Annotated in this window: 23 protein-coding genes and 3 pseudogenes; 13 read left to right on the forward strand and 13 right to left on the reverse strand. The window is 38.5% G+C overall.

Features of this window, described 5'->3' with window-relative positions; all coding sequences use genetic code 11:
- Positions 1-36: 36 nt before the first annotated feature.
- Positions 37-1,323 carry a hypothetical protein gene (locus N4G44_RS14075; protein ID WP_474927793.1) on the reverse strand — a complete coding sequence of 429 codons (1,287 nt, stop codon included), beginning with the start codon at positions 1,321-1,323 and terminating at the stop codon, positions 37-39.
- 157 nt (positions 1,324-1,480) lie between these two features.
- A complete protein-coding gene (locus N4G44_RS14080) occupies positions 1,481-2,503 on the reverse strand; it encodes a 3-oxoacyl-ACP synthase III family protein (protein ID WP_474927794.1) in 1,023 nt (340 codons plus the stop codon).
- Positions 2,504-2,576: 73 nt separating this feature from the next.
- On the opposite strand from N4G44_RS14080, the gene N4G44_RS14085 reads away from it, so the two are divergent.
- The 3 genes from N4G44_RS14085 to N4G44_RS14095 all read left to right on the forward strand — a co-directional run bounded on the left by N4G44_RS14085 (position 2,577) and on the right by N4G44_RS14095 (position 6,098).
- Positions 2,577-3,476 carry a magnesium transporter CorA family protein gene (locus tag N4G44_RS14085; RefSeq protein ID WP_474927797.1) on the forward strand — a complete coding sequence of 300 codons (900 nt, stop codon included), beginning with the start codon at positions 2,577-2,579 and terminating at the stop codon, positions 3,474-3,476.
- Between the two features lie 142 nt (positions 3,477-3,618).
- Positions 3,619-5,205: a patatin-like phospholipase family protein gene (locus N4G44_RS14090; protein WP_474927799.1), complete on the forward strand. Its 1,587-nt coding sequence runs from the start codon at positions 3,619-3,621 to the stop codon at positions 5,203-5,205.
- A gap of 125 nt (positions 5,206-5,330) precedes the next feature.
- On the forward strand, positions 5,331-6,098 hold the full coding sequence (locus N4G44_RS14095; protein WP_474927800.1) for a hypothetical protein: 768 nt from the start codon (positions 5,331-5,333) through the stop codon (positions 6,096-6,098).
- Between the two features lies 1 nt (position 6,099).
- Here N4G44_RS14095 and N4G44_RS14100 read toward each other — a convergent pair whose 3' ends face one another.
- Entirely contained in the window at positions 6,100-6,630 is a 531-nt protein-coding gene (locus tag N4G44_RS14100) for an NAD(P)H-dependent oxidoreductase (RefSeq protein ID WP_474927802.1), read from the reverse strand.
- Positions 6,631-6,721: 91 nt separating this feature from the next.
- Here N4G44_RS14100 and N4G44_RS14105 point away from each other — a divergent pair, with 91 nt between their 5' ends.
- A complete protein-coding gene (locus N4G44_RS14105) occupies positions 6,722-7,102 on the forward strand; it encodes a winged helix-turn-helix transcriptional regulator (protein WP_474927804.1) in 381 nt (126 codons plus the stop codon).
- Between the two features lie 175 nt (positions 7,103-7,277).
- On the forward strand, positions 7,278-7,724 hold the full coding sequence (locus N4G44_RS14110; RefSeq protein ID WP_474927806.1) for a hypothetical protein: 447 nt from the start codon (positions 7,278-7,280) through the stop codon (positions 7,722-7,724).
- A gap of 29 nt (positions 7,725-7,753) precedes the next feature.
- Here the strand turns inward: N4G44_RS14110 and N4G44_RS14115 are convergent, their stop codons facing one another.
- Positions 7,754-8,302: a DNA-3-methyladenine glycosylase I gene (locus N4G44_RS14115; protein ID WP_474927809.1), complete on the reverse strand. Its 549-nt coding sequence runs from the start codon at positions 8,300-8,302 to the stop codon at positions 7,754-7,756.
- Positions 8,299-8,619: a MazG-like protein gene (locus tag N4G44_RS14120; RefSeq protein ID WP_474927811.1), complete on the reverse strand. Its 321-nt coding sequence runs from the start codon at positions 8,617-8,619 to the stop codon at positions 8,299-8,301. Before N4G44_RS14120 ends, N4G44_RS14115 begins: the two co-directional genes overlap by 4 nt.
- Positions 8,620-8,759: 140 nt before the next feature.
- Here N4G44_RS14120 and N4G44_RS14125 point away from each other — a divergent pair, with 140 nt between their 5' ends.
- The 3 genes from N4G44_RS14125 to N4G44_RS14135 all read left to right on the forward strand — a co-directional run bounded on the left by N4G44_RS14125 (position 8,760) and on the right by N4G44_RS14135 (position 11,141).
- Positions 8,760-9,674, forward strand: coding sequence for an alpha/beta fold hydrolase (locus tag N4G44_RS14125; protein WP_474927812.1), 915 nt, complete (start codon positions 8,760-8,762; stop codon positions 9,672-9,674).
- A gap of 18 nt (positions 9,675-9,692) precedes the next feature.
- On the forward strand, positions 9,693-10,052 hold the full coding sequence (locus N4G44_RS14130) for a hypothetical protein (protein WP_474927814.1): 360 nt from the start codon (positions 9,693-9,695) through the stop codon (positions 10,050-10,052).
- 69 nt (positions 10,053-10,121) lie between these two features.
- Positions 10,122-11,141, forward strand: a complete 1,020-nt coding sequence (locus N4G44_RS14135) for a TQO small subunit DoxD (protein ID WP_474927816.1) — start codon at positions 10,122-10,124, stop codon at positions 11,139-11,141.
- Positions 11,142-11,287: 146 nt separating this feature from the next.
- Here the strand turns inward: N4G44_RS14135 and N4G44_RS14140 are convergent.
- From N4G44_RS14140 to N4G44_RS14160, 5 genes and pseudogenes are all read right to left on the reverse strand, one after another.
- Positions 11,288-12,861: pseudogene (locus tag N4G44_RS14140) on the reverse strand (DHA2 family efflux MFS transporter permease subunit).
- Between the two features lie 192 nt (positions 12,862-13,053).
- A complete protein-coding gene (locus N4G44_RS14145) occupies positions 13,054-14,154 on the reverse strand; it encodes an HlyD family secretion protein (protein ID WP_474927817.1) in 1,101 nt (366 codons plus the stop codon).
- Between the two features lie 16 nt (positions 14,155-14,170).
- Positions 14,171-15,484 (reverse strand): TolC family protein, encoded by a 1,314-nt coding sequence (locus N4G44_RS14150; RefSeq protein WP_474927819.1) that lies wholly within the window; start codon positions 15,482-15,484, stop codon positions 14,171-14,173.
- On the reverse strand, positions 15,468-16,094 hold the full coding sequence (locus N4G44_RS14155) for a TetR/AcrR family transcriptional regulator (RefSeq protein ID WP_474927821.1): 627 nt from the start codon (positions 16,092-16,094) through the stop codon (positions 15,468-15,470). Before N4G44_RS14155 ends, N4G44_RS14150 begins: the two co-directional genes overlap by 17 nt.
- 258 nt (positions 16,095-16,352) lie before the next feature.
- Positions 16,353-17,470 (reverse strand): annotated as a pseudogene (locus N4G44_RS14160) (DNA polymerase III subunit).
- Between the two features lie 241 nt (positions 17,471-17,711).
- On the opposite strand from N4G44_RS14160, the gene bamG reads away from it, so the two are divergent.
- The 4 genes and pseudogenes from bamG to N4G44_RS14180 all read left to right on the forward strand — a co-directional run bounded on the left by bamG (position 17,712) and on the right by N4G44_RS14180 (position 20,676).
- Positions 17,712-19,037: a BamG family beta-barrel-assembly machinery protein gene (bamG, locus tag N4G44_RS14165; RefSeq protein ID WP_474927822.1), complete on the forward strand. Its 1,326-nt coding sequence runs from the start codon at positions 17,712-17,714 to the stop codon at positions 19,035-19,037.
- A gap of 1 nt (position 19,038) precedes the next feature.
- Positions 19,039-19,623 (forward strand): annotated as a pseudogene (gene lptC, locus N4G44_RS14170) (LPS export ABC transporter periplasmic protein LptC); the annotation flags it as partial.
- A 146-nt stretch (positions 19,624-19,769) separates the two neighbouring features.
- Positions 19,770-20,453 carry an anhydro-N-acetylmuramic acid kinase gene (locus tag N4G44_RS14175; RefSeq protein WP_474927825.1) on the forward strand — a complete coding sequence of 228 codons (684 nt, stop codon included), beginning with the start codon at positions 19,770-19,772 and terminating at the stop codon, positions 20,451-20,453.
- 52 nt (positions 20,454-20,505) lie between these two features.
- Positions 20,506-20,676, forward strand: coding sequence for a hypothetical protein (locus N4G44_RS14180; RefSeq protein ID WP_474928343.1), 171 nt, complete (start codon positions 20,506-20,508; stop codon positions 20,674-20,676).
- A gap of 27 nt (positions 20,677-20,703) precedes the next feature.
- Here the strand turns inward: N4G44_RS14180 and N4G44_RS14185 are convergent, their stop codons facing one another.
- Complete coding sequence (locus N4G44_RS14185) at positions 20,704-21,093, reverse strand: hypothetical protein (protein ID WP_040998816.1); 390 nt, start codon at positions 21,091-21,093, stop codon at positions 20,704-20,706.
- Between the two features lie 71 nt (positions 21,094-21,164).
- On the opposite strand from N4G44_RS14185, the gene N4G44_RS14190 reads away from it, so the two are divergent.
- Positions 21,165-21,734, forward strand: a complete 570-nt coding sequence (locus N4G44_RS14190) for an NUDIX hydrolase (protein WP_474927827.1) — start codon at positions 21,165-21,167, stop codon at positions 21,732-21,734.
- 168 nt (positions 21,735-21,902) lie between these two features.
- On the opposite strand, the gene N4G44_RS14195 is transcribed toward N4G44_RS14190, so the two are convergent.
- Positions 21,903-23,174 carry a UDP-N-acetylmuramoyl-tripeptide--D-alanyl-D-alanine ligase gene (locus N4G44_RS14195; protein WP_474927829.1) on the reverse strand — a complete coding sequence of 424 codons (1,272 nt, stop codon included), beginning with the start codon at positions 23,172-23,174 and terminating at the stop codon, positions 21,903-21,905.
- 151 nt (positions 23,175-23,325) lie between these two features.
- Positions 23,326-24,927: a gliding motility lipoprotein GldJ gene (gldJ, locus tag N4G44_RS14200; protein WP_474927831.1), complete on the reverse strand. Its 1,602-nt coding sequence runs from the start codon at positions 24,925-24,927 to the stop codon at positions 23,326-23,328.
- Positions 24,928-25,010 lie beyond the last annotated feature (83 nt).

A 25,010-nucleotide genomic window follows, 5' to 3' on the forward strand; every position in this document is an offset into this window, starting at 1 on the left:
ACTGGCGATTCTTTTTTTAACTATATATACTGTCTATTAGTTATTGTATACTAAAACCTGCATTTTGGTAAGCATCGCTTCCGTATCGCCGTTATATCCTAAATAAGTAGAAGGAACAAAGTTCACTGTTGCATTTCCACTCCATGCACTGTATTGTACCTTAAAAGTATATGTTCCGGCAGGTAAAGTAACAGACTTAAGAAAAGTCACCGGAACCGGCATACTGCTTAAAGTAGTTCCCCCAGGGAAATTTCCAGCCTTAGAAGCAAAAGCCGAAGATATTTTAACCCCGTCTTGCAATAAAGAAAATACTCCTTGGGAAGAATTACCATCAAGAAGGACAGCATATCCTAAAATGGTAAACAAAAAAGTCTGAGTTATCCCTGCAGGAACCGTTAAGGTTATGGCAGCTCCCGGAACATCTCCGGTAGTTCCTGAGTTAATAGTCGCTGCAGTAGTTCCCTGCACATAGTTGGCTGAAGAAATAGTTCCGCTGGAGGTATTCAATGTTTTCCAGGTAGGTGCAGTGCCTGCTCCGTTGGAGGTAAGAATCTGTCCTGTAGTTCCAGCACTTCCTGCTGTAGTAGCATTACCTCCTACATTGATCTCATTGGTCACCTGTAACGCGCCGTTCACATGCAGAAGTTTCTGCGGAGTCGTAGTTCCTATCCCTACATTACCAGCTCCGGTTAAAGTCATTCTATTGGCACCATTAGTAAGCAGGTTGATAGGATTTGCAGAAATCGTAGTCAAGTTCATCCCTGTAGTGTTTCCTGTTGTAGTAATTTGAGCTGTTGAAGCATTATCCACAAACATACTTAAAATACCTGCCCCTCCAGTCGCCTGAAATGCTCCTCTTGTAGAACCTGTTGCCGAAACAATCCCCTGAGTACCCGTAGTTCCGATTGTTACAATATTTGCTCCGTTTGTAAAACTAAGTGAATTTCCTGCAGTGGTAACTGTCCTGGTTCCTGCAAGGGTACCATTAGAAGTATAGATATTAACAGGCAAATTGAGTTTCGTCCACACTGTACCATCAAAATAATAATATCCAATGGCATCTATGCCGGCAGCAGTTCCGGTTTGTGTTCCGGTAGCGATACTGTTTACATAAATCAATGTGGAAGTCGGAACTGAGGTCATACTTTGGGCTCTCTGACGATCAACTCTTGGGACAAGTAACCCATCAACATCAGTGGTTGTTCCTGTAGCATTTTTAGCAGTCACATCTAATGTTGCCGCAGGCATCGGAATGTTTATGCCTACTTGGGCACAGATAATTAAGGGAAATAGTAAAGTCCCGAGTAATAAATCTTTTCTCATTTTCTTTGTTTTATAAATTAAGCATCTCAAAGTTAATGAATTAAGAAAGACAATTTATTTTTTTTTCATGTTTTTTTAATAAAATCAAAATAATATTATTAAAAACAAAAAGCAGGTAGAAAACCACCTGCTTTTATTCACTAATAATTGAAAAACATTAATATTTAAACAACACACTTCCCCAGGTAAATCCGCTTCCGAAAGCTGAAAGAAGAACAAGATCACCTCTTTTGATTTTCCCTTCTTCAATTGCTTCGCTTAATGCGATAGGAATAGAAGCTGCCGTTGTATTTCCGTATTTCTGGATATTATTATGAATTTTCTCATCCGGAAGTCCGAATTTCTGCTGTACAAACTGGGCAATTCTAAGATTGGCTTGGTGAGGAATAAACATATCAAGATCTTCTATTGTTTTTCCAGCCTTGTTCAAGGCTTCCATCATTGTTTCAGGAAATCTTGTCACGGCATGCTTGAAGACGAAATTACCGTTCATGATAGGATACACTTCTTTATTCGTTACATTTTCAGGTTCTTTTCTCATCCTGTCGCTCCATCCGAATTTGGAACCGGGAAACTGGGTACATAGTTCATCTGCATATTTCCCTTCCGAATGCATATTTACGGCTAAAATATCTCCTGCATTTTCATCTTCAGTAGCAGAAAGTATGATCGCTCCTGCCCCATCTCCAAAGATCACGGAAACCCCTCTTCCTTCATCGGAAAAATCCAGTCCGAAAGAATGAATTTCTGCTCCTACCACAAGAATGTTTTTATAAGTTCCTGATTTGATAAAAGCATTGGCAACACTCATTGCATACACAAATCCTGAACATTGGTTTCTGACATCCAGAGCACCGATAGTATCGCAGCCCAACATGTCCTGAAGCAATACCCCGCAGCCCGGGAAATAATAATCCGGAGAAAGTGTTGCAAAAACAATATAATCTATATCCTGAGCGGTAAGACCCGCTTTTTCAAGAGCTTTTTCAGAAGCTTTAAATGCTAAATAAGCAGTGGTTTCCTGAGAATCATTTCTGTTTTTTCTGTGTCTTCTTTCTTTGATGCCTGTTCTTTCCGTAATCCATTCGTCATTGGTGGTCATCAGTTTTGCTAAATCATCATTCGTAACAACATTATCTGGAACATAAAATCCGATCCCTTTTATTGTACTTTTAATCATATAGTTTTTTTAATTTTGGCAAAGATAAAATTATTTAACACATAGTTTTTCAAAATATTAGTATTTTTATTGTATGCCAATCGACACGATATACAGAGACTCCCAATGTGAATGGGTAGATGTAGAGGCTCCCACAGCGGAAGACCTGAAATTTCTTCACGAAAGATATGAAATCAACAATCTTCTTCTGGAAGATACGATGGATCCGAACCACCTTCCCAAGTATGAAGAGGATGGCAACATCAAATTCTATCTCCTCCGTGAAAGTACAGAACTGGAGCGGAAAAATCTCAATACGATAAGCGATATCAGTACTAAAATCGGGATTTTCCTGGTGGATCATACGATTATCACCATTCACAGGATGAAGACCAGAAGCATTACAGAGACGAAGAAACAGGTCTCTTCGATGCAGGCAGATATTCCGCCTTCAAAAATAGCTCTGGCCATTGCCCTTCTGATTATGAAGAGCTTTGATGATGAATCCATCAGCCTTATGGAAACTATGGACAATATTGAAAATGAGATCTTTCTTAAAAACACCAACCATACCAACCAGATCAGAAGGCTGTACAAGCTGAAAAGAAAATCGGGGCTGAATTCAAGGGTGCTGACGATTTCCACGGATGCTGTAGATAAATTTAAATTGTTAAACCTCCAGGACTCCGAAATAGTCGATTTAAAAGATAAACATAAGGATGTAGTGGCAGATTTTGATCATCTGAATATCCAGATTACCAACCTTATTTCGATGTTCCTGGCGCTTTCGGACCAAAAGGCCAACCAGGTGATGAAAGTGCTTGCCATTTATTCGGTTTATTTCTTACCTATCACCTTTATTGCCGGTGTTTACGGAATGAATTTCGACAATATGCCGGAACTTCATCACAAATACGGCTATTTTATAACTTTAGGCATTATGGCTTTGGTAGTGATCTGCACCTTTATTTATGCCAGACGTAAGCAGTGGTAACTCCCGGAAGACATTCACCGGGAAAAAGTTGGTAATGTTGTTGATAACAGAAAGGCATCTGAATATTTATATGATTCTGACAATAAAAAGTAAACCTTTGGATCCTGACATTTAATTAAACCAGCTAAAACACCCAACCACCATGAAAACTGAAATTTTAGATAAAATCCTTGAGGAAAATGTACTTTCCGGAGCGTCTAAAGAAAAACTGTCGGCACTGCATGAAAATATTTCTTCCAAGGAATTCTCCGACCTGCTGGATGCCAGTGGAAATCAGTATGTAGAGTTTGTTCAGGAAGGAGGCGGTGTCTGGGGAAGCGCATTGGTTGGTTATCTTTACGGGCTGGAAATATTCGGAATCCGTTTTCTGAAAGTGGCAGGAACCAGTGCAGGAGCCATCAACACCATGCTTATTGCCGCCTGCAAAACGAAGGAGGAAGCTAAAAGTGAAATCATCAAAGATATTCTCTTCAGCTGGAACTTTGCTGATTTCATGGATGGAAAAGATTATGTGAAAACGACCATTCATGCGATTCTTAACAATAAGAATTTCTTTAAGATCAATGCCATCATTCTGGCCGTTATCATGATCATTCTGGTGATTATTCCTTTTGCTGCCCGGCCGGAAACGACACTCAATGCCAAGCTGCTTTTTCTGGTTCCTTTAATTCCTGTCATCATTGCTTTTTTCTGCATCAAAAAGTTCTATAATGATTTCAGAAAGCAAAACAGCGGATTCAATCCCGGAAATACGTTCCTGCATACGATGGAAAGTGTCCTGGACGGGTTCGGAATCAAAACAGTGGCGAATCTTAATGAAAAATTTATCCAGAAAGAATATGACCTGAACCTGAATTACCGCTACGGAAACAACCAGGAATATTATACGATTGCCTTGAAAAGCATTGAAGCCATCAAGGATAAAAATATTGAGCATATTGATCAGACAAGCTACAGGATATTCTATGAAAGTGCTGTGGGTAACGATTATTACAAGAACAATCCTTTTTACCAGCTCCGTTCGGAATATGTTGTGATTACTACCGATATTAATGCCAAGATCAAGGTTGAGCTTCCTACCATGGCCAATTTATACTGGTCGGAAGAGGAACTGAAGCACATCAGTCCTGCTGAATTTGTCAGAGCATCCATGTCCGTTCCGTTCTTTTTTGAACCATTTCAGAAGAGGATTAATAAGGATGATGATTCTGTGAAATATGCCTGGAAATTCTGGATGAATACGAAACCGGAAGGCATCTACCCTGCCGGACTTTTTATCGATGGCGGAAGTATTTCCAATTTTCCGATTGATATTTTTCACGCAAGCGATGTATTTTATCCCAGGATGCCACTTTTCGGGGTGCAGCTTACGAGCGATTCGGATCTTCTTTCAGAAAAAGGAAAAACCAGTGAAGAAATTCTCAAAACCCCTTTTTCATATGCCGGAAATATCATCAGTACTTTAAAAGGCTTTAATGATAAATCTTTTCTGACCAAACACAGTTTTTACCGTCTTTACAGTATCCAGACCGTGAACTGCGGAACGAGCAGCTGGCTGAATTTCTTCATGAAAAGAGAAGAAAAAGAGGATCTTTTCAACAGAGGCTTTCAGGCTGCGCTTGACTTCCTGAATCAGTTTGACTGGGAAAAATATAAGTATGAAAGAATGATGCTTTCGATGAAGGAGAAAAAGATTCTGAAGGAGGAGGATACGAAAACGGTAGGTTAAGGAATTTTGAGAATAGAAAAACATGATTGATTCAATCACCTATCTGCATTTGATTTACAAAAGTGATTCAACATTAATGAGCTGGAAGATTGAAAATACAGATTATAAAGAATAAAAAACTTACTATGGGCGGATTCATAGAACTTTACAAAATCGATAAAACCAAAATCAAAGAAAGACTGTATCCCAAACTTTCTGATACAGCCCTTCCTGAAATATACAACAACAATCTAAATACAAGCTTCGGAACCTTTCAAAATTATCTGATCGACCACAAAAATAACCTGGATTACCTCAATACTTCCTATGAAACCGTTCTCAAAAAGCTTCAGACAGAGAAATTCACTTTGGAACATCATGAGTTTTCTGCCATTTTTGATTGGTTTACCTGGTATTATCAGGATAAACATCAGGGTGATGAAAATATTTTTGCAGAACATGGTCTGATTAGAATCGGAAACCTTAATATACGATATGAAGTTCCAATATTTTTTGCACTTACCGATGACGGAATCAGGGATTTTTATTTACCGCTTCTAAATTCCACAGATTTCGAATGGTACAATGATTTATCCTATCTGAATACCCGGAAAGTAAAGCTGATGATCGATTACCTTGTTGTATTATGCTTTAATATTGCCGGATACAAAAAAGATCCTTGCCAACAGGATATCAAAGAAAACTTTATTATTTCTGATAGTAGAAATGATCCGAATATGCAGATAAGTACATGGAAACATCTGGAATCTTACCTTAACGGAAGTGAAAATAACCGCAGCATAATGGAACATCTTTTTGAAGACGGCTACACCTATATTCCGGGAATAGTATTGGATATTAAAAGAAATCTTGGAAGTTATCAGGGCTTAATTTATAAAGATAACTCCTATTAATTTATAATGTCTCCAAAAACTCCAGATACATCGGCACACTCCTTTCCACCCATTCTTCTGAAGGATCGTTTTCGATTCCGTAATAGACGAAAGGTTCGTTATACTCTGCCCTGATATAATCGAAAGTCAGTTCGTAAGGCCGGAAAAGCTCATTCATGGTGTATTTATATTTTCCGGAAGCGCTGTACCCTTCTTCGTCAATTCCCGCTGTAACGGCTAATGTCATTTTCTTCCCTCCTGCTTTGAAGCCGCTTTTACTTCCGTAAGCCCAGCCGTAAAGAAGCACCTCATCAAACCATTTTTTCAGAAGTGGCGGACTGCTGAACCAGTAAAACGGAAACTGGAAAACAATTTTGTCATAAGATTCTATCAGCTGCTGTTCTTTCGCTACATCAATTTTTTCGTCCGGATAAGCATCGTATAACGAATGAACGGTATATTTTTCAGGATACTTTTTCAATTCTTCCATCCATCTTTTATTGATCACCGATTTTTCCATTTCCGGGTGAATAATGATAATTAATGTTTTCATTTGTTTTAAATTTCTTCAGCAAAAATAATATACGTAACTTACATTTCTACCATTGATACCCAATTGTATGGTACTATAAAAAATGTAAGTAATGACTAAAATAAAAGAAACATCAACCAATTTTGCCAATAAAAAAGCCCTGGCCGACGAATGCCCCGAGATCTATACCTCCAATACGATTGGTGGACAGTGGGCACTGGCGATCTGCTGCTATCTGATCAACGGAAAATTAAGATTTGGAGAACTTAGAAAAAAGTTAAACAATATCACGGAACGGATGCTTACGCTGCAGCTCCGCAGGCTGGAAGAAGACAGAATCATTACCAGGACTGTTTACGCAGAAGTTCCGCCTCGTGTGGAATATGAACTTACTGAAATCGGTTATAAACTAAAACCCATTATCCTGGAATTTGAAAAATGGGGCAAAGAACATAAGGAAATAATGAGAAATAATAAACCGGAAAAAGAATAACAAAAAGCCATCAAACCTATTAAAATAAAAGGATTATTATCCTGAACAGGTAGTATTCCCCTCCTTTGGAGGGGTGGCAAAAATTCTATGAATTTTTGACGGGGTGGTTTCGAAGCATCCCCATTTTCAATTTAGCTAAAAACTAACTCTTATTCACTATTAAAAATATACAACGATGGCTACATTAGATTCGTTAAGGAAAATTTTATCGGCCCAGGCATTCAGAAATAACCCTCCCGCAAACTATTACTATGAATTTGAAATCGTCCCTTTTGACACTTCTATCCATGCACCGGATTTTATGAGAACCCATTTTCATTTAAAATACAACGATACATTGACTGTACATGAAATAAGCGAATCTGAATTCAAAAAAGCCATATATCATTGGTTCTTTGAATGTGAAGGTTCAAAAAATGCCAATACAAACCCTTCAGAAAATACGGAATATGTAGAAAGCTTTTATCAGTCTTTAGCATCTGAGACCAAAAGAAAAAGGATTTATCACTTTCAGAATGTGAATGAAGGGCATTATGAATATCAGCTGGGTATCTATTTTGGCTATTTTTATATTGAAGGGGAGGAAAATAATTTTCTGGTTTATTTTAATATGCAGGATTAATCTGTAACTTTAGTGAGCTAAGACCGCACCTACTTCATCCAAAGCGGTTCCTGCTTTATAACATCCTTATAAACAGGACAATATTCTGCACGCGCCCCTTTCAGATATCCTGTACTCATTAAAAATTCATTCACGATCTCCCCGCCGGTAAATTTGAATGTTTTTTTGAAGAGTTTCATCCATTCCTGAAGCGTTTTCGGATGGTGATGCTCCAGCCATCTTTCAAATGAGCCGAATTCTTCCTGTAGGGCTATAACGGTTTTAGCATTTTCAATGGCAGCATTCACTTTCAGGCGATTTCTGATAATTCCGGGATCATTCAGCAGTCTTTCACGGTCTTTTTCCGTATAGGCAGCAATAGCCTGAATATCGAAATTGCTGTATGCCTTTCTGAAGCTTTCTTCTTTCTTTAATACGGTTTCCCAGCTCAGCCCTGCCTGGTTGATCTCCAGGATCAGCCGTCCGAAAAGTTCATTGTCATCATGGATCGGAAATCCGTAATGATTATCGTGGTAGTGTTTATGAAGTTCCTTCCTGCTTTCAGGCTTCATTCCTTCTATTGCTGAACAATAACTCATTTAAATAAATTTTCTGTTTTGTTTAAAAATTTCTCCAAAGCTTCTTTAATATCAATCCCTGTACGGTCTGCCAATACAGTAAGCCACCAGATATTCTCGCCCAATTTATGTTCCAGCTCCACAGCAGAATCTTTTTTCAGCCATCTTTTCTGATGCGACATGATATTTCTTCCTACTAATCCGGCATCCGTAAGGTAGGCAAGAGCATCTTCTTCCAAGGTCCATTCCGAACCATGATGCTGTTTTTCCAGCTGATGATACTTTTCCCTGATTGCTAGGGAGCGCTTTATAATCTTATCAAAGTTATTTTGATCCATCTTTTGTCATTAATATCAGATATTCAGGTTAAAGATAAATCAATATCGTGACAACTGTTTGTCAGTAGTCCTTTTAATTTAAAATTTTTAATTACAGAATTTTATAAAATCATAAATTAGAGCCTTCAAGATACCCATACATGAAACATTTTCTTTCTTTTCTTTTTGTCCTGCTTTTTATCTCCTTTAATGCTCAGACAATATATTCCAAGGCTTACGGTAATCCAAAAGACGTTTCTATAATTTTCATTCATGGCGGACCGAGCGGAAATGCCACTTTATTTGAAGCAACCACAGCTCAGAAACTCGCAGATAAAGGATTTTATGTAATTGTATACGACAGGCGCGGTGAAGGCAGATCCAAAGACGAAAACGCTTCCATGACTTTCACAGAAAGTTTTGAGGACCTTAACGGAATCTATAAAACCTACGGGATTAACAAAGCTAACCTTATTGCTCACAGCTTTGGAGGAATAATAGGAACATTGTTCACAAAAAAATTCCCTGAAAAAGTAAGCTCGTTAACTCTGGCAGGAGCTTTATTTTCCCAGCAGGAAACCTACGATCATATTTTAAAACAGGCCAAAGAAAAGTTTAAAAATAATCCTTCAAAACTGGCAGAGATTTCGGAGATTGAACATTTAAGTAAAAACTCAGCAGATTACAGGAAACGATGCTACAATTTAGCAAGCGATATGAAATTATTCAGCATGCCTTCACCTACAGCGGAAAGCCAGAAACTAAGATCCGAATATGAGTCCGGCGAATTTTATACTGTTAATTTCAGAAATCCGGAATCACCTTTAAAATTTTATAAGAATGAAAATCAGAACAATCTTGATAATACTGCCGTGTTAAAAGAAATCAAAAAAGCAGGCGTCCCTATTTTCGCTGTCTATGGAAAAAATGATGGAATATTTTCGGCGAAACAGCTCAGTGATATAAAAAATATAGTCGGGAAAGATCATTTTAAGCTGATAGACAACTGTTCACATTATTTATTCGTAGATCAGCAGAAGGAATTTCTGCAATTCATCAATTTATCTCTCAAATAAAAGTGTAGTTTTGTAAAAATGCCTATATCGGGAATCCATATAAAAAATTACAAAGCACTATTTCTGGTGTTTGTATTGGCATTTTCATTATCACCATGCTCTTTAAAAAGAGATTTTCTCAGTATTTTTGACATTCAGCACATCAGTGGTTTAAATAAAGTAAAAACCACCACCAGTACTGCATCCTGTACTTTCTCAGATGAAACCTCATCTTCAGGAATACGTATTTCAAAAGCAGAGGTAAAGCTTAAAAACAAAGGTTTTCTTTTCCATTCAGATACAGCTCTCAGTTTCTCAGAGCTAAAAATTACATTCAATAAATATTCCGGACATACTTCCGGAAGCAGCCCCCAAAGTATATTCTATTTAAAAGACTGAAACTGAGTCCGGCTTAAGGTTTTAACCGGAACCATTTTAAACAAAGTCTTTTAATACAATACAATTTCAATGAAACATACTTCTGACAGCCGGTCTTATGATCTGGCCGGGTTATATACTTTATCACTCCGTCTTGTGATCGGATGGACTTATTTTTCAGCTTTCTGGCGCAGACTCGTTCTCGAAAACAAGCTTATTCCTGAGGAAGCAGGATATATCGGGGAAAAATTCAATCATTTCCTGCCCAATGCTTTAGGCATAAAACCTCTCATTGAATATCTGGTCACTCATCCGGATATCCTTAAAACTTCAATGATAACTTTTACAATCGTTGAGGCCGTTGTAGGATTATTCATCATTTTAGGACTATTGACAAGGTTAATGAGTATAGGAATTTTTGGTCTTGCCCTGGGAATTCTACTAGGCTCAGGCTGGATAGGAACAACCTGCCTTGATGAATGGCAGATTGGGGTTTTGGGAATCGCGGGAGGATTTGTTTTATTCCTTACGGGAAGCGGTCCTTTTTCTTTAGATCATTATTTCATTAAGAATAATAAAAATTTCGTCCACAAAAAGTGGTTTTTATGGTTAGCATCGGGTATTCTTCCGTTATTAAAACCTAAAATCGTTGTATTGGCGGGTTCGGTACTTATTTTCGGACTTACGCTGTATACCAACCAATACTTTCATGGAGGCGTTTGGGGAAAATTGCACAACAAATCTGTAAAACCTAAGATTGAAATTTCAAATATTTCTCTTGATCAGTCAGATTTAAAGTTTGAAGTATACAGAACTGAAGGTGCAGATGTGTACGGTTCTTTCCTGATCGGCATCCATATTCTGGATCAGAACGGGAATATTTTAAAAAAGCTTAACCACAAAGAACTTTCGGAGTTCCCGAAAGAAAATATCAGCAATCATTATGTAGCCAAAGTGAAGCCGGGAAAACACAGTCTGGTTATTCCACTCGGCTCAAAGGCTGATCTTACGGTGAGCCTTAATGGTATTTTAACGGAAAAAGAAAAAATCCATACTATAAAGCTGATTGATATCAGCGGGATTGAGTGGAGTGCAACTTTGAACCAGTAAGGGGATTTAAGTTTTTTAAGATTATTAAGTTGAGATGCTTCGACTCTGCTCAGCATGACATTTATGATAAGGCTTAATTTTCAGAAATCATTTCCCACAAAAAAGCCTCCGGAAATTCCGGAGGCTTTGTATTTATTCAGATCAGTTTAGTGTACACCACTCAAATCTATTTTTTCTTTGCTTTTTCTTTCCTTAATGAAAAGAATGAACGGGATACACACAAGGAAGATAACCCCTAAATAAAGGAAGACATCCATGTATGAAAGTACCGTAGCCTGCTTGGTTACCGACAGATCCAGCATTTTATAAGCTGCATTCATCGCTGCATCGGGAGTCATACCTTTTGCGATAAAGCTGGCTTTTAACCCGTTCAGACGCTGCTGAACATCAAAACTGTTTTCATCAAGGTGCGAAATCAGGTTGAGCCTGTATTTCTGGCCTGCATTGGCAATAAATGTAGTAATTGCTGCAATCCCGAATGAACCTCCGAGCTGTCTCATCATCCCGGTAAATGCTGCCCCCTGACCGATTTCCTGTCCTTTCAGTGTACTTAATGACAGTGAAGTGATCGGGATAAACAGAAGTCCCAAACCGGCTCCCCTTACGATCAGCATCCAGAAAAAGGCATCTTTACTGGTATCCGGAGTTAGGATCTTATACCCCCAGAAGCTGTAGATAAAGAAGATGAACAGTCCCAACGACACCAGAATCTGTTGTTTTGCCCCTTTTGAAAGCAGTCTGCCGATAATCGGCATCATAAAGGCTGTCGTCAGCGCCGCAGGAATCATCAGGGCTCCCGACTGTAAGGCTGTCCATCCTAAAATACTCTGGGTATACAGCGGTACAATAAATGTAGATCCATACAACCCGAATCCTAAAACAAAGGACATTACCGTTCCGATCCTCAGGTTTCCGTTCTTCAGCACCCTGAGTTCCACGATAGGATATTTGAAGGTAAGCTCTCTCCAGAGGAACAGTATAAACCCTAAAATAGCCGATACGGTAAAGGTTACGATCATTCCGCTCTCAAACCAGTCTTCTTCATGGCCTCTTTCCAAAATAAACTGTAAAGATCCTACTGTAACCGCCAGTAAAGCTATTCCTATCCAGTCTACATCCGAAACTTTTCGTTTTTCTGCATATTTCGGACTTTTTACAAACTGTAAAGTCATCAGCGTTGCGGCAATCCCAATCGGAATATTGATATAGAAAATATATGGCCAGCTGAAATTATCTACAATATATCCTCCCAATGGCGGGCCTAAGGTTGGGCCGATAATTACTCCCAGACCATAGATGGCCTGCGCCATACTTCTTTTCTCAATAGGATAAGACTCGGTAATGATCGTCTGTGAAGTTACGAGAAGCGCTCCCCGCCTATCCCCTGCATCAGCCTGAAAAATACGAGCTCCCAGATATTGGTGGCATTTCCGCATAAAAAGGAAAACACGGTAAATATGATAATGGAAGCCGCGAAGTAATTTCTACGTCCGAACTGCTGTGACAGCCAGCTCGTCATCGGTACGATAATTACGTTACCGATTGCATAAGCTGTGATCACCCAGCCTACCTCAGAAAGTGTGGCTCCAAGGTTCCCCTTCATCTCGTTCAGGGCAACGTTCACGATCGTGGAGTCCACAATTTCAAGCAGAGCACAAAGGATCGCCGTGATCGTAATGATCACTCTCCGGGCTCCATATTCTACTAATGAATCTTGCATAATATTTTGTACGAATAGTTTGTATTAATGTAAAATGTAGAATGTATTCATGAAACTGAATTTGGCTAAAGCCAATGGGTAATTGTTTTAAGTAAGCGGGCTAAAGCCCGCTCTATTGAAGATTTAAATTTTTAAATTCTGCAATTTTTCAATCAGTCATTCATCAATACATTGTACGTGAATACATTCATACTATTTCAATGATACCTCTGCCTTCACGTTCATTCCTGTTCTCAGTCTTTTTGCAATATTCTTGTCAAGATTTACAAAATCGATCTTTACAGGAAGTCTCTGAACCACTTTTACGAAGTTACCGCTGGCATTATCCGGAGGCAATATGGAAAAAGTAGCTCCTGTTGCAGGTGAGAATGAACTCACTACTCCATCAAACTCCTGGTCAGGGAAAGCATCAATCTCAATTTTCACTTTCTGTCCTTCCACCATTTTATCTACCTGAGTTTCTTTGAAGTTGGCCACCACCCATTTCTGATCGTTTTTAACCAAAGCAAAAAGCTGTGATCCTGCCTGAAGATATTGTCCCGGCTGAGTAGAAACTTTTCCAACATATCCGTCTTCCGGAGCAAGGATTACGGTATATGACAAGTTTAATTTGGCATTTTCTACATCTACTTCTCTTTGTTTTGCTACAGAACCCGCCACACTGATCTGCTGAGAACTGGCTGCAGTCTGAGAAGAGGCAATGGTAGTCTGCTGTGCGATCTGGTTTCTCTGGTCAACCAAAACCTGAAGCTGTCTGTCTGCAGACTGCTTAGCGGCCAAAGCCTGCTCGTACTGCTGTTCCGTAATAGAATGGTCTTTTACAAGATTAGCATATCTTTTCAGATCCTGAGAGGTTTTCCAAACGTTTACTTTTGCTGCTTCTATCTGTGCGTTGGCTGTAGTTACCGCCGCCTGGGAAGAGCTGATGTTCTTTGAAGTTGCGGTTGTAGTTGCTTCTGCATTTGAGATATTGCTTTTAGCTGTTGATAAAGCAGCCTGAGCCTGTTCAAGAGCCATTTTCTGATCTCTGTTATCCAGGATCACCAAAGTATCTCCTTTTTTTACGAACTGGTTATCCTTTACTTTTACTTCTGCTACGTATCCGGAAATTTTAGAAATTACCGGTGCCATATTGGAAGTAATCTGTGCATCATCGGTTTCTTCATGATACTGTCCGTAAGTAAAAGCTCTGTATCCGTAGATCCCTCCGCCGATTACTACAGCGGCTAAGATGATGGGAAAAACTAAACTTTTTTTCTTTTTAGGTTCTGCTTGTGTATTATTATTTTCCATTTTGGTTTGAGTCTGATTATTTAATTGTTAAAGTTCCTGTTGTCTGTAATAGTTTTCTATAAGCCAAAGCTGCATCTGCCTTTGCATTGATTACGCCTACGTTAGCTGCTATCTGGGCAGCATCTGCATCGAGGAGTTCTGTCATCGTGGCAAGCCCGTTGTCGTATTTATTTTTGGTAATTCTGTAATTTTCATTGGCCTGTTCAGCTGCTTTTTCATACACAGCGATTCTCTTTTTAGAGTAATCTGTATTCTGGTACTCCCTGTTCACGTCAAGCTTAATGTTGTCATTCAGCAACTCATCGTTGGCCGCCAGCTGCTTTTCTCTTGCCTGGGATTGCTTCAATGAAGAGTTCTCTTTCCAGATATTGGATAGGTTATAAGAAATTCCAACTCCTACATTTATGGCATTGTATATGGTAAGAAATTTCGGGATGTCTGCTGCCACATATCCGCCTGTAAATGCAATTGAAGGAAGATTTTCAGCCTTTGCCGATTTTGTTCCCAATTCTGCTGCTTTTCTCTGCTGAGCCAGAGCCTGTAAGTCTTTACGGTTTTCTTTAGCTTCATTCACATAATAATCCACCGTTCTTACTTCAGAACCTTCGTCAATATAATTAGGGTCTACTTCAATTTCCGTAGTTTCCGGAATACCCAGTAACAGGTCCATATTGATGTTGGCAATATTGTAGTTGTTTTTAGCCTCCAACAATTGCAGCTCGATATTGGATGTCTGAAGGTTTGCTTTTAAACGGTCGTTTCTTGCGATAACCCCATTATTTTCAAGCTTCAGAAAAGTTTCATCCCTTTTTTGAGAAGCGGTAAGATTTTCTTCTAAAACTTTGATAGCCTGGTTGGCTTTAAACAAATTATTATAAGCCTGAGCCACATTGTAAGCAATTGCTATTTTATCATTTTCAGTGCTTAATTTTGATGCTTCCACCAGGTATTTTGCAGACTGGATCCCGTATCTGATTCTTCCGCCGCTGTAGATAGGAACGCTAAGATTAGCCGATCCATAAGCAACCTGATGCACTTCCGGACCACCTGCTGCTGAAACACCCGGAAGCTTCAGATCAACATTGGGTTTAAGCGGAAGGTACATATAGCTTCCCGAAACTTTAAGCTCCGGAAGCTGTCTGTTTTTGGCTTCCAAAAGATCTGCCGTTGCTTCTTCAATTTTAGCGGCATCTATCTTAAGGCTTTTACTGTTCTGGATTCCCAGCTGCACGGCTTCATCGAGGGTGAGCTGTTTTTTCTCCTGAGCATTTATGGCTGCAATTCCCATAAACAGGGATAATGCGAACACCGAATTATTTATTCTCTTCATAACCTAAAAGGTCTTTTAGTAAATATTTTATATGTTTATTAAGTTCTGTGTAGTATTTTTCATCAAAAACTTCATCATCCGTAGTATCGTTAAGGAATTCTTTATACATTTCTTTGGCGTTGGATGCATAAAATAAAGTCCCGCTTACGGTGGCATGAAGTAAATAGATAGGAGGTTTTTTGGTGAAAATCCCTTTTTTCAGTCCGCTTTCCAGGACTTGTGAATACATGGAGATAAAGCCCATTTTAGTCTGCTTCAGAAATTCCACGATCTGAGGATTTTCCGTATGAAGCTGCTCTCTCTGCATGATCCTGTAAAAACATTTATGATGTCTTACCCTTCCCAAAAACTGGTCTACAATTTTTTCTATTTTCTCCCACTCGTTGATATCTGTTCTTTCCAGAATGTCTTTTGAAAAAAACTGTCCTTCATTCATTCGATATTCCACCAACTTCTCATACAGTTTTTCCTTTGAACCGAAATAGTAAGAAATCATAGAGATATTTACATTTGCTGCCTTGGAAATCTCCCTGGTGGAAGTCCCTTCGAAACCTTTTTCAGCAAAAAGTTTTTCTGCAGCAAATAATATATTTTCTTCTTTTGAAACCATAGCATCTCTCTTTTTCAGGGCGCAAATTTACACAAGATTTTTAAAAAATCAAACGATTGATTGATTTTTTAATCTTCTTTTAATATTTGCTAATGTAAATCACTGATTATTAACACCATTAGAATTGTAAAAAATTAATAAAACTTAATAAATAAGAATCAATTTCACCAGTGCTGAACCTTAAACGAAAAAATCCGGAACAGATCCGGACTTTCATTTTATTAAATATTATAAATTTCAACGATTGAATTACTCAAACTACGAATTTTTATGAATATAGCGCGATAGCTTGATACCAAGATCCGTCCAGACAATTTTCGGGTTTCCGTTTCTTGTCAGGTGAAGGTCTGCCGTATTGATTTCTTCCAGAATACTTTCAATATTGGCTCCGCTTATGAATTTAGAAAATCCGTCCCAGTTGAAACCTTCTGCATTGATCTTTTTATAGACCAGGTTATCGGATTGGTAATTCTGCAGAAGGGCAAGCCTGAAGATCTCCGAACAGTAGTTCAGGAAGTTTTTCTGTTTTTCCCTATTCCAGCCGGCAATTTCTCTGGCCCAGAAGATAATACTTTTCAAAAACTGGGGCTTCTTTTTCACCATGAACGCATCCCTTACCCATTGGATAAAAAGCTTTTCAAATTCGTCACTTTTATGTCCGGAATTTAAAATTTTCAGGGCTTCATTCAGGTCTCCCTGTGCTTCATGAACAATTTCTCTTATTTTTCCCTCAGAAATCTGAAAGTTCTTTTTAAAATAGTTTTCCAGGTCTTCATCGCTGATTCTCGGAACTTCTACAATCTGTGTCCTGGAAAGAATGGTAGGGAGAATATCATTCGCTGTTTCGGCTGTAAGGAGAATAAGGGTTTTGGCCGGCGGTTCTTCCAGAAATTTCAGGAATTTATTGGCTGCCGCAATATTCATCTTATCTGCCCGCCAAACGATCAGAATTTTGGTTCCGCCTTCAAAACTTTTCAGGGCAAATTTTTGGTTCTGCTCGTCAATTTCATCAGCAGAAATGAATAGCTGCTTATTTTCAGATTCCAGAAAGGCAGTCCAGTCATCATAACTTGAATAAGGAGAATCCAGGATCATTTCCCTGAAATCCTCAAATTTATTTTTGCTTAAAGAATTTTTATTATCGGTAAAAACAGGGAAACTGAAGTGCAAATCCAGGTGATTCAAATGCTCCACCTTGGAAGCGGCGTGCTCATTTTCCCGGCTAAAGATTTCTTTGGCATAAGCTAAAACCATAGGAAATGTCCCATAACCTTCTTTTCCTAAAAAAGCTGGGCGTGGCTTACTCTGTTTTCAGCAATACTCTCACGAAGAAGTTTTTTCAGATTTTCCTGTCCGGCGATGTTCTCCCAATTCATGCTCCAAAGATAAAGAATTTTTAGAACGGATGATTTCTGAAATGTGAATTTTACTACGCAAGTAAGTTGTGAATTTTAGTAATATAATTTATAAAGATCATAAAATGCAGGCAAAGCATACTGACAATTATCAAATCATCATAATTATGGCTATCCATCCCCCTTAACAAACTTTAACCACATATAATTTTTACAATTCATTAATATTTAAGATATTTGCGCATTGTTTTAAAAATAAAGAATGAAAAAAATCTTTGCGGTATCATTCATATCAGTTGGATACTTCCTAAATGCACAGAGTATAAGTAACTCTCCGTATGCAACTTATGGAATTGGAGATGTAAAATATGATAATACGATTGAGACTGCCTCTATGGGTGGTATATCTACTGCTTATATCAGTGATTTCACAAGCAGCTTCAATTTCGCAAACCCTGCGAATAACTCTAATTTCGAGCTTACAAGCATCAAGCTGGAAGCTACCAACGAAAACAATTACTTCAAAACAGATTACAACAATACGAAGTCTACCAAACATTCTACGTATCTTTCCAATATATCATTAGCTTTTCCTTTGTCTCCAAAAGTGAAGATGGGTCTTTCCTATCAGCCTTACAGCTCCAAGAGCTATGATATTGTAAATACTACTGAAAGATACAGCATTGTAGATGGTGTTAAAACATTAGACGGATATAATGTAAACCATTTTAAAGGAAGTGGAACTTTGAATACTGCCCAGGCAGCTATTTCTTATAAAATCAATCAGAATTTTGCCGTAGGTTTAAGAGCTAATCTTTACTTTGGAAATCTTTATGACCGTAATGAGCTTACAACTCTAGATAAAGATAAAGTTCTCAACGCTGAATATATCAACGGTTATGAAACCAAAAACAGCATTAAAAACTTTAACTTCACCCTTGGGGGTAGCTACCAGAGTCTGAATACCCGTACAGACAAGAAACTGACTATTGGTGCTACAGCTACATTTGGGAATACCAGCAACATGACTACAGATTACGTCAACAGTACTTATGTATATTCTGATGCTGCACAGTCGGTTAAAGCTCTTGAAACCATTATAGATCAAAAAAGCACAAGTTCTAAAAACCTTCTTCCGTTACAGGCATCTCTTGGAGTTGGATACGGAAGTGAGAACCACTGGTTCTTTTCAGGACAGCTTGATTATAAAAAAGGAGAAGATATTTCTTATTTCGGGAAGACATTTGACTTCCAGGATACGTACAGAATTTCTGCCGGAGGATGGTATCTGCCAAACTATAATAACTTCAGAAGCTATTTTTCAAGGGTAACCTATAGATACGGAGCTTTCTACGAAAGAGGAAGTCTTAAAATAAACGGAACCAGCATTAATAAGTTCGGGATCTCCGGAGGAGTATTGCTTCCGTTCAAAACAAGCAGCATTACGAGGATGAGCGGTCTGGAATTAGGCATTGAAGTTGGAAAGAGAGGAACGCTTAAAAACAACCTGATCAATCAGAATTACATCAACCTGAAAGTAGGATTTAATTTTGCTGACAGATGGTTCAGAAAGGCTCTGTACAACTAAAATGAATTTGTCAAATAAAATATCATATAAAATTATAGCATGCCTTTTTAGTTGTGCTATATTTTTTATATTGACCTCCTGTGAAGAGGATCTTACCAAAGCCAACGGCAACAAAAGCAAGAACTTCCCTTCACAGATCATTAATAATGCCAATATTATACAGCGGGATTCCGGTTTTATATCATTAAAAGCCAAGGCTAAGATCATTGAAAAGTATGAGCTGATAGACAGCCCTTATATTGTAGCCAGAAAAGGCATCATGATCGAGTTTTACGATAAAAAGAAGCCAAAGGTACCGGGTAAAATTACCGCTAAATATGCCCGCATTTTTGAATATAAAAAATTCTACGAAGCTAAAGGTGATGTAAGAATTACCACCAATGAAGGCCAGCGATTCGCAATGCAGAGTATTTACTGGGATCAGAAAAAGAACAGGATTTTTACGAAAGATACGGTATACGTTACCATGGAAGACGGGTCTACACTGGTTGGCGCCAATGGTATGACGGCAAAGGATGATTTCTCGGAATATACTTTCTTTAATAATTCAGGAGATTTCAGTACAAAAAGGCTCGAAGAGAAAAAACACCACAGTAATATGAGAGTTCAGGCTATCGGACTCATGTCCGGAACCAGTCTGGACGGTCTGGATATATGTTTTGCCGCCTTTGAAAAAGACAATGGGTGGAACTTTCAGATCTTGCATGCCGAGACCATTTCTTATCCGGAGGAATGGGAAAAAAGCTCAGAAACTCCATTCATTTATCATCAGAAGAATTACTGGAACTTCATTCGGATTATGGTTTTTATCTCGGGCAGAAAGTCAGGGAATTTATCGACCGTAACCATCTTCAGAATATTGACCTCATTGCCTCTCACGGCCATACTGTTTTTCACCAGCCAAAAAAGAAATTTACGCTGCAGATTGGTGATGGCAGAGCCATAAAAATAGAAACGGGACTTCCTGTGGTCTACGATTTCAGAAGCCAGGATGTACTGATGGGAGGAAACGGAGCTCCTCTGGTTCCAATCGGGGACGAACTGCTTTTTTCCGAATATGATGCATGCCTGAATCTGGGAGGCTTCTCCAATATCTCTTTGAAACAGGATAACAGAAGAATAGCTTTTGATATCGCACCTGCCAATATTGTTTTAAACAGGCTTGCTCAGAAATTCAATAAAAATTTTGACGAAAACGGTGATCTTGCAAGGAAAGGCAGACTTAATGATGTACTTTTAGAAAAACTGAATACCCTGGATTTTTACAGCCGGCCTCATCCCAAATCTTTAGGAATTGAATGGTGCAATGAATTTGTTTTCCCCTTCTGGAAAATATTCAGGCTGAGGATGCCCTTACCACTTTTACAGAACATGTGGCGCAGCAGATCTCCAATGTCATTAATCAGAACGGTTTAAAAAAGTTCTCTGCACCGGAGGAGGAAGCTACAATACCTGCCTTATTGAAAAGATCAGAGAAAAAACAGCGTCCATGATTATCATACCTGAGAAGCAGATCGTTGATCATAAAGAAGCACTGATCTTTGCCTTTATGGGAGTTTTAAGGATGAACAACGAGATCAATGTCCTTTCTTCTGCAACCGGCAGTACTGAAGATCACTGTTCAGGGGTATGGGCATAAAAAAACCTCCATTTCTGAAGGTTTTGATTATTTGTAGGCTTCGATCTTGTCTGTTAAGGTATTGATGAAGTTCTGAAGCGGCTTTTCTACCATCATTTTGATAAAAGGATTGAATTTTCCTTCAAAAAGCATCTGAACTTCAGTTTGATTTTCGCTAACCGGGTTTAAAGTAGCAGTTAATGAAAAATCAAGGCTTGAACTTGCTGACTTCAAAACTGCTTTCTGCTCATCTACTTCATCTATTTTCAAAGCAATTTCCGGCATTCCCTGAAGTCCGAATTTAAAGCCGTTATCTCTTGTTTCAAATTTCTGAAGACCGTCCGGCATAAAATCTTTGTAGTTTTCTGGATATTTCAATATTTCAGCCAGCTCTTTAGATGATTTATTGACAATAATTTTTCGTCCTTCTAAATTCATTTTTTATTTTTGTATTTAAATTCTTAATTCTTACAAATGTATAAAGTTTTTGTGAACGAAAAAAATTATTAGTGTCTAAGCATCCTGAGAATCTTGAAAAAGAGCTTAGGTACGAAAGTTTCACAACTTTAGAGATTGCATTGGATCTTTTGGAGAACACTTCGGTAAAAGAACTGAATGTTTTTGGTGAGAATATTGAAGAAATCTGGGACGAGTTCCAAAAGCTTTTCAGGATCATAGAAGCTGCCGGCGGCCTGGTCAATAATCCTGAGGGAGATTTGCTTTTCATTAAAAGACTGGGCAAATGGGATCTTCCCAAAGGTAAAATGGAAAAAGGCGAATCCCGTGAAGAATCGGCTGTGAGGGAGATTGAGGAAGAAACCGGATTAAAAGATGTAGAGCTAGTAAAATTTATCAATACCACCTATCATATTTATATTGAAAGAAACGGTGAAAAAATTCTTAAATGCACGCATTGGTTTGAAATGAACTTTAATGGTGAAGACACTTCAAAACCACAGATAGAAGAAGGAATTACTGAAGTAGCCTGGAAAAACACAGCGCAGATTGAAGATGAAGTTTTCCCGAGCACTTTCCAGAATATTAAACTGATTGTAAAAGAGTTCTGGAATTCTAAATAGGATATTTAGTTGGAAGCTGGAAGAGAGAAACTGGAAGCTATAGCAGACCTTCCACCTCCGGCAGTTCCCCATAAAAAATTGATCATAAAGCTGGAATATAGTTGTTCTTATAAGCTCAATAACTTCTATCTTCCAGCTTCAGACTTCTTTATTTTTTCAAAGAAGTTATTAAATAAATTCGATGGATTTCTCAAGCGCAATTCCGCGTGAACCTTTTAAAAGAATATTCTCGGAATGAATTTTATTCTCCTGAAGATAAGCTATTAATTCCGCAGTATTTTCAAAGGAAAGTGATGAAGGATTAACAGCCTTAAAGTATTTTCCGACTGTAATGATTTGGTCAAATGCCAGCTCACGGGCCAAATTCAGGATATTCTGATGCTCTTTTCCACTCTCCTCCCCTAACTCAAGCATATCGCCGATGATGACGGTTTTCTGCCCCTCAAAAGTGGCAAAATTATGCAGTGAGGCATTCATAGAGCTGGGGTTGGCATTGTAGGTATCTAAAACCAATGTAGTCCCTTCCTTTTTTACAACCTGCGAACGCATATTGGTTGGCGTATAATTTTCGACAGCATGTTTTATTTTTTCAAAGCTGATTCCGAAGTACAGGCCAAGGCTGGCTGCTGCGCATAAATTGGTAAAGTTATATTCACCTGTCAGTTTTGAAACTGCCTGTATTCCCTGGTATTCCAGTCCTACAAAGTGTTCTTCGGAAAGAAGTCCGAAATGATAATCCGAATGTTCTTTCCCGAAAGTGATTTTGGGAGTATAATCTTCGGTCTTTTCTGCCTGTATAGGATCATTTTCATTAACGACAATGGTTTTACCGTGGCTTTTCAGGTAATCATAGAGTTCGGATTTCCCTTTGATTACACCTTCAAACCCGCCAAAGCCTTCCAGGTGAGCTTTCCCAAAGTTGGTAATGTATCCGAAATCAGGCTGGGAAATGGTACATAGCAATTCAATTTCCTTCTGATGATTGGCTCCCATTTCTACCACAGCCATTTCGTGCTCCGGTTTTATGGAAAGGATAGTTAAAGGAACACCGATATGGTTATTTAAGTTCCCGGAAGTATACTGCACATTGAATTTCTCTGAAAGTACCGCATGGATAATTTCTTTGGTTGTTGTCTTCCCGTTACTTCCTGTAAGTCCTATCACAGGAATTTTAAGCTGGTTTCTGTGATGAATGGCCAGCTGCTGAAGAAATTCCAGTGTGGAAGGAACATAGAAAATATTTCTGCCTTTATTTTCGAACTCCTGCTTTTCTACGATTACGGCAAGAGCACCATCATCTGCAGCTTTTTCTGCTAAGGTGGCAGCATTGAAGTTTTCACCGGAAAAGGCAAAGAAAATATCATTCCTGCCAACTTTTCTGCTGTCGATAGTCACTTTATCTGACTGTAAAAATAAAGGATAAAACTGTTCTATATTCATGTGGAAATATATATTTTTTTTAAAAGTCACATGCAATCGCCAAATCTATACAAATGTTTTTTAGGCTCTTTAGCTAAAGCGATTTCATACGTCAAAAATAAAAAAACCTTCCGGAAATCCGGAAGGTTTTTTTAAGTATTTTTTGATAATATTATCTTCTAGTTCTGCCCTTATCGTTAGCTCTGGCATCCTGTGCAACACGGAAACCGATCCATCCATAAGCTCTGTCCTGGTTTTTGTATCTTCTTTGTCCCGGATCCAGCCAATATGCTGTATCCTGCCAAGAACCACCTTTTACAACTCTTACATCATTAGATACTGCAGAAGTTCTGTCTCTCGTATCTTTCTGAAGTTTTACTCTTCCACTTCCATCTACAACAAACCTTCTCTTAGGAGAATTGTACATATCAAATGAAGAAGCTGAGTCTGAAGCTCTGTAATATTCTAAAGAAGACTGTCTGTCACCATCTCTGAAGTTTCTAAGATCAGCAACGGTTTCTCTTTCAAACTGTCCAGGTAAACCTTTATAAACTAATCTTCCGTCTGCTAAAGTATCATATTTGATTGAACCTTCGTCGATCATTTTGTAAGTTCCGTCACCGTTTCTTACAATAGCCTGAGGCATATTTCCTCTATAGTAGTTGAAGTCGTTAAAATCTTCATCAATGATTGGTCTGTAAACGTCAGCGGTCCATTCAGACACGTTTCCGTACATACCGTAGATTCCAAGGTCGTTAGATGGATATTGTCTTACGTCTGCTGTTTGTGCAGCTCCATCGTTTTTCCATCCTGCAATACCTGAATAGTCACCTCTTCCCATTTTGAAGTTTTCAAGGAACATTCCTTTATCTCTTCCTTTGGTACCTCTTAATCTTTCGATTTCAGGTTTTTTACCTAGGTATTGGTTGTATTCTCTGTTTTTAGCCATACCAAGAGCTGCATATTCCCATTCCACTTCGGTAGGAAGTCTGAACTTCTGAACCATTGAAGCATTTGGAGCTCTGTTTGCAGAAAGAAGTCTCTGGTTGGTTGTTTTCATACCAGATTTTTGCTGCATTCTCTTCTCGTTGATATATCCCTGCATTTCCGGATCATTCGCTTTGAATTTATCCATGTTGAAAGCAGTTCCGCCCTGGTTATTGGATTCGTTGATATACAAATCTTTGGCAATAATTCCGGCCTGCATTAGAGCTTTTTCGTTTGCTCTGTCTGTAAGCCATTCACAATATCTGTTCGCCTGAGTCCAGGAAACGCCTACTACCGGGTAGTAATCGAATTCCGGAGAACGAAGATACGTTTCATTATAATCGTTTCTTGCTAATTTGTTGTCCCATAAAAGAGTATCTGGCAGAGCGCCGTTATAGATCTCCTTAAAGCTAGGGTCACTTGGTGGAAATACATACTTCAACCATGTCAGGTATTCGCGGTATTCGTAGTTAGTAATTTCTGTTTCTCCGATGAAGAATGAACTTACCTGCATTCTGCGCGGCGTGTTATTCCAATCATGCATAACATCATCTTTCACTAATCCCATTGTAAAAGTTCCACCTTCTACATATACCATTCCTGGCCACCCCTTCTGTTTTTGTTGCTTTCCTGCAAAAAACCAACCTTGTTTTTCGTTTGGTTTCCAACCCGTCTTGCTGACAAATTTTTTAGTACCGCCTCCTTTGCTGGTCCCGGATCCGCCACAGCTGGTTAATGCAAGTGTAGAACTTAATGCTATTAATGAAAACAACTTTAGTTTTTTCATAGTCGATATAAATATTTTCAAAGTACAAAGAAAAAATAAATTATTCAATAAATCAAGTAAACATTTGATTTTTTTGAAAAACG

Source organism: Chryseobacterium sp. GTID13, assembly GCF_056172655.1.

What these genes read in the sequence shown, in the direction of transcription:
- N4G44_RS14195 (WP_474927829.1), bottom strand. Translation starts at nt 23,174, where the DNA reads ATGAATATAGAACAGTTTTATCCTTTATTTTTACAGTCAGATAAAGTG.
- N4G44_RS14085 (WP_474927797.1), top strand. Translation starts at nt 2,577, where the DNA reads ATGCCAATCGACACGATATACAGAGACTCCCAATGTGAATGGGTAGAT.
- N4G44_RS14130 (WP_474927814.1), top strand. Translation starts at nt 9,693, where the DNA reads ATGCCTATATCGGGAATCCATATAAAAAATTACAAAGCACTATTTCTG.
- N4G44_RS14120 (WP_474927811.1), bottom strand. Translation starts at nt 8,619, where the DNA reads ATGGATCAAAATAACTTTGATAAGATTATAAAGCGCTCCCTAGCAATC.
- gldJ (WP_474927831.1), bottom strand. Translation starts at nt 24,927, where the DNA reads ATGAAAAAACTAAAGTTGTTTTCATTAATAGCATTAAGTTCTACACTT.
- N4G44_RS14115 (WP_474927809.1), bottom strand. Translation starts at nt 8,302, where the DNA reads ATGAGTTATTGTTCAGCAATAGAAGGAATGAAGCCTGAAAGCAGGAAG.
- bamG (WP_474927822.1), top strand. Translation starts at nt 17,712, where the DNA reads ATGAAAAAAATCTTTGCGGTATCATTCATATCAGTTGGATACTTCCTA.
- N4G44_RS14135 (WP_474927816.1), top strand. Translation starts at nt 10,122, where the DNA reads ATGAAACATACTTCTGACAGCCGGTCTTATGATCTGGCCGGGTTATAT.
- N4G44_RS14155 (WP_474927821.1), bottom strand. Translation starts at nt 16,094, where the DNA reads ATGGTTTCAAAAGAAGAAAATATATTATTTGCTGCAGAAAAACTTTTT.
- N4G44_RS14175 (WP_474927825.1), top strand. Translation starts at nt 19,770, where the DNA reads ATGGGAAAAAAGCTCAGAAACTCCATTCATTTATCATCAGAAGAATTA.
- N4G44_RS14125 (WP_474927812.1), top strand. Translation starts at nt 8,760, where the DNA reads ATGAAACATTTTCTTTCTTTTCTTTTTGTCCTGCTTTTTATCTCCTTT.
- N4G44_RS14080 (WP_474927794.1), bottom strand. Translation starts at nt 2,503, where the DNA reads ATGATTAAAAGTACAATAAAAGGGATCGGATTTTATGTTCCAGATAAT.
- N4G44_RS14185 (WP_040998816.1), bottom strand. Translation starts at nt 21,093, where the DNA reads ATGAATTTAGAAGGACGAAAAATTATTGTCAATAAATCATCTAAAGAG.
- N4G44_RS14075 (WP_474927793.1), bottom strand. Translation starts at nt 1,323, where the DNA reads ATGAGAAAAGATTTATTACTCGGGACTTTACTATTTCCCTTAATTATC.
- N4G44_RS14095 (WP_474927800.1), top strand. Translation starts at nt 5,331, where the DNA reads ATGGGCGGATTCATAGAACTTTACAAAATCGATAAAACCAAAATCAAA.
- N4G44_RS14110 (WP_474927806.1), top strand. Translation starts at nt 7,278, where the DNA reads ATGGCTACATTAGATTCGTTAAGGAAAATTTTATCGGCCCAGGCATTC.
- N4G44_RS14100 (WP_474927802.1), bottom strand. Translation starts at nt 6,630, where the DNA reads ATGAAAACATTAATTATCATTATTCACCCGGAAATGGAAAAATCGGTG.
- N4G44_RS14145 (WP_474927817.1), bottom strand. Translation starts at nt 14,154, where the DNA reads ATGGAAAATAATAATACACAAGCAGAACCTAAAAAGAAAAAAAGTTTA.
- N4G44_RS14090 (WP_474927799.1), top strand. Translation starts at nt 3,619, where the DNA reads ATGAAAACTGAAATTTTAGATAAAATCCTTGAGGAAAATGTACTTTCC.
- N4G44_RS14150 (WP_474927819.1), bottom strand. Translation starts at nt 15,484, where the DNA reads ATGAAGAGAATAAATAATTCGGTGTTCGCATTATCCCTGTTTATGGGA.
- N4G44_RS14105 (WP_474927804.1), top strand. Translation starts at nt 6,722, where the DNA reads ATGACTAAAATAAAAGAAACATCAACCAATTTTGCCAATAAAAAAGCC.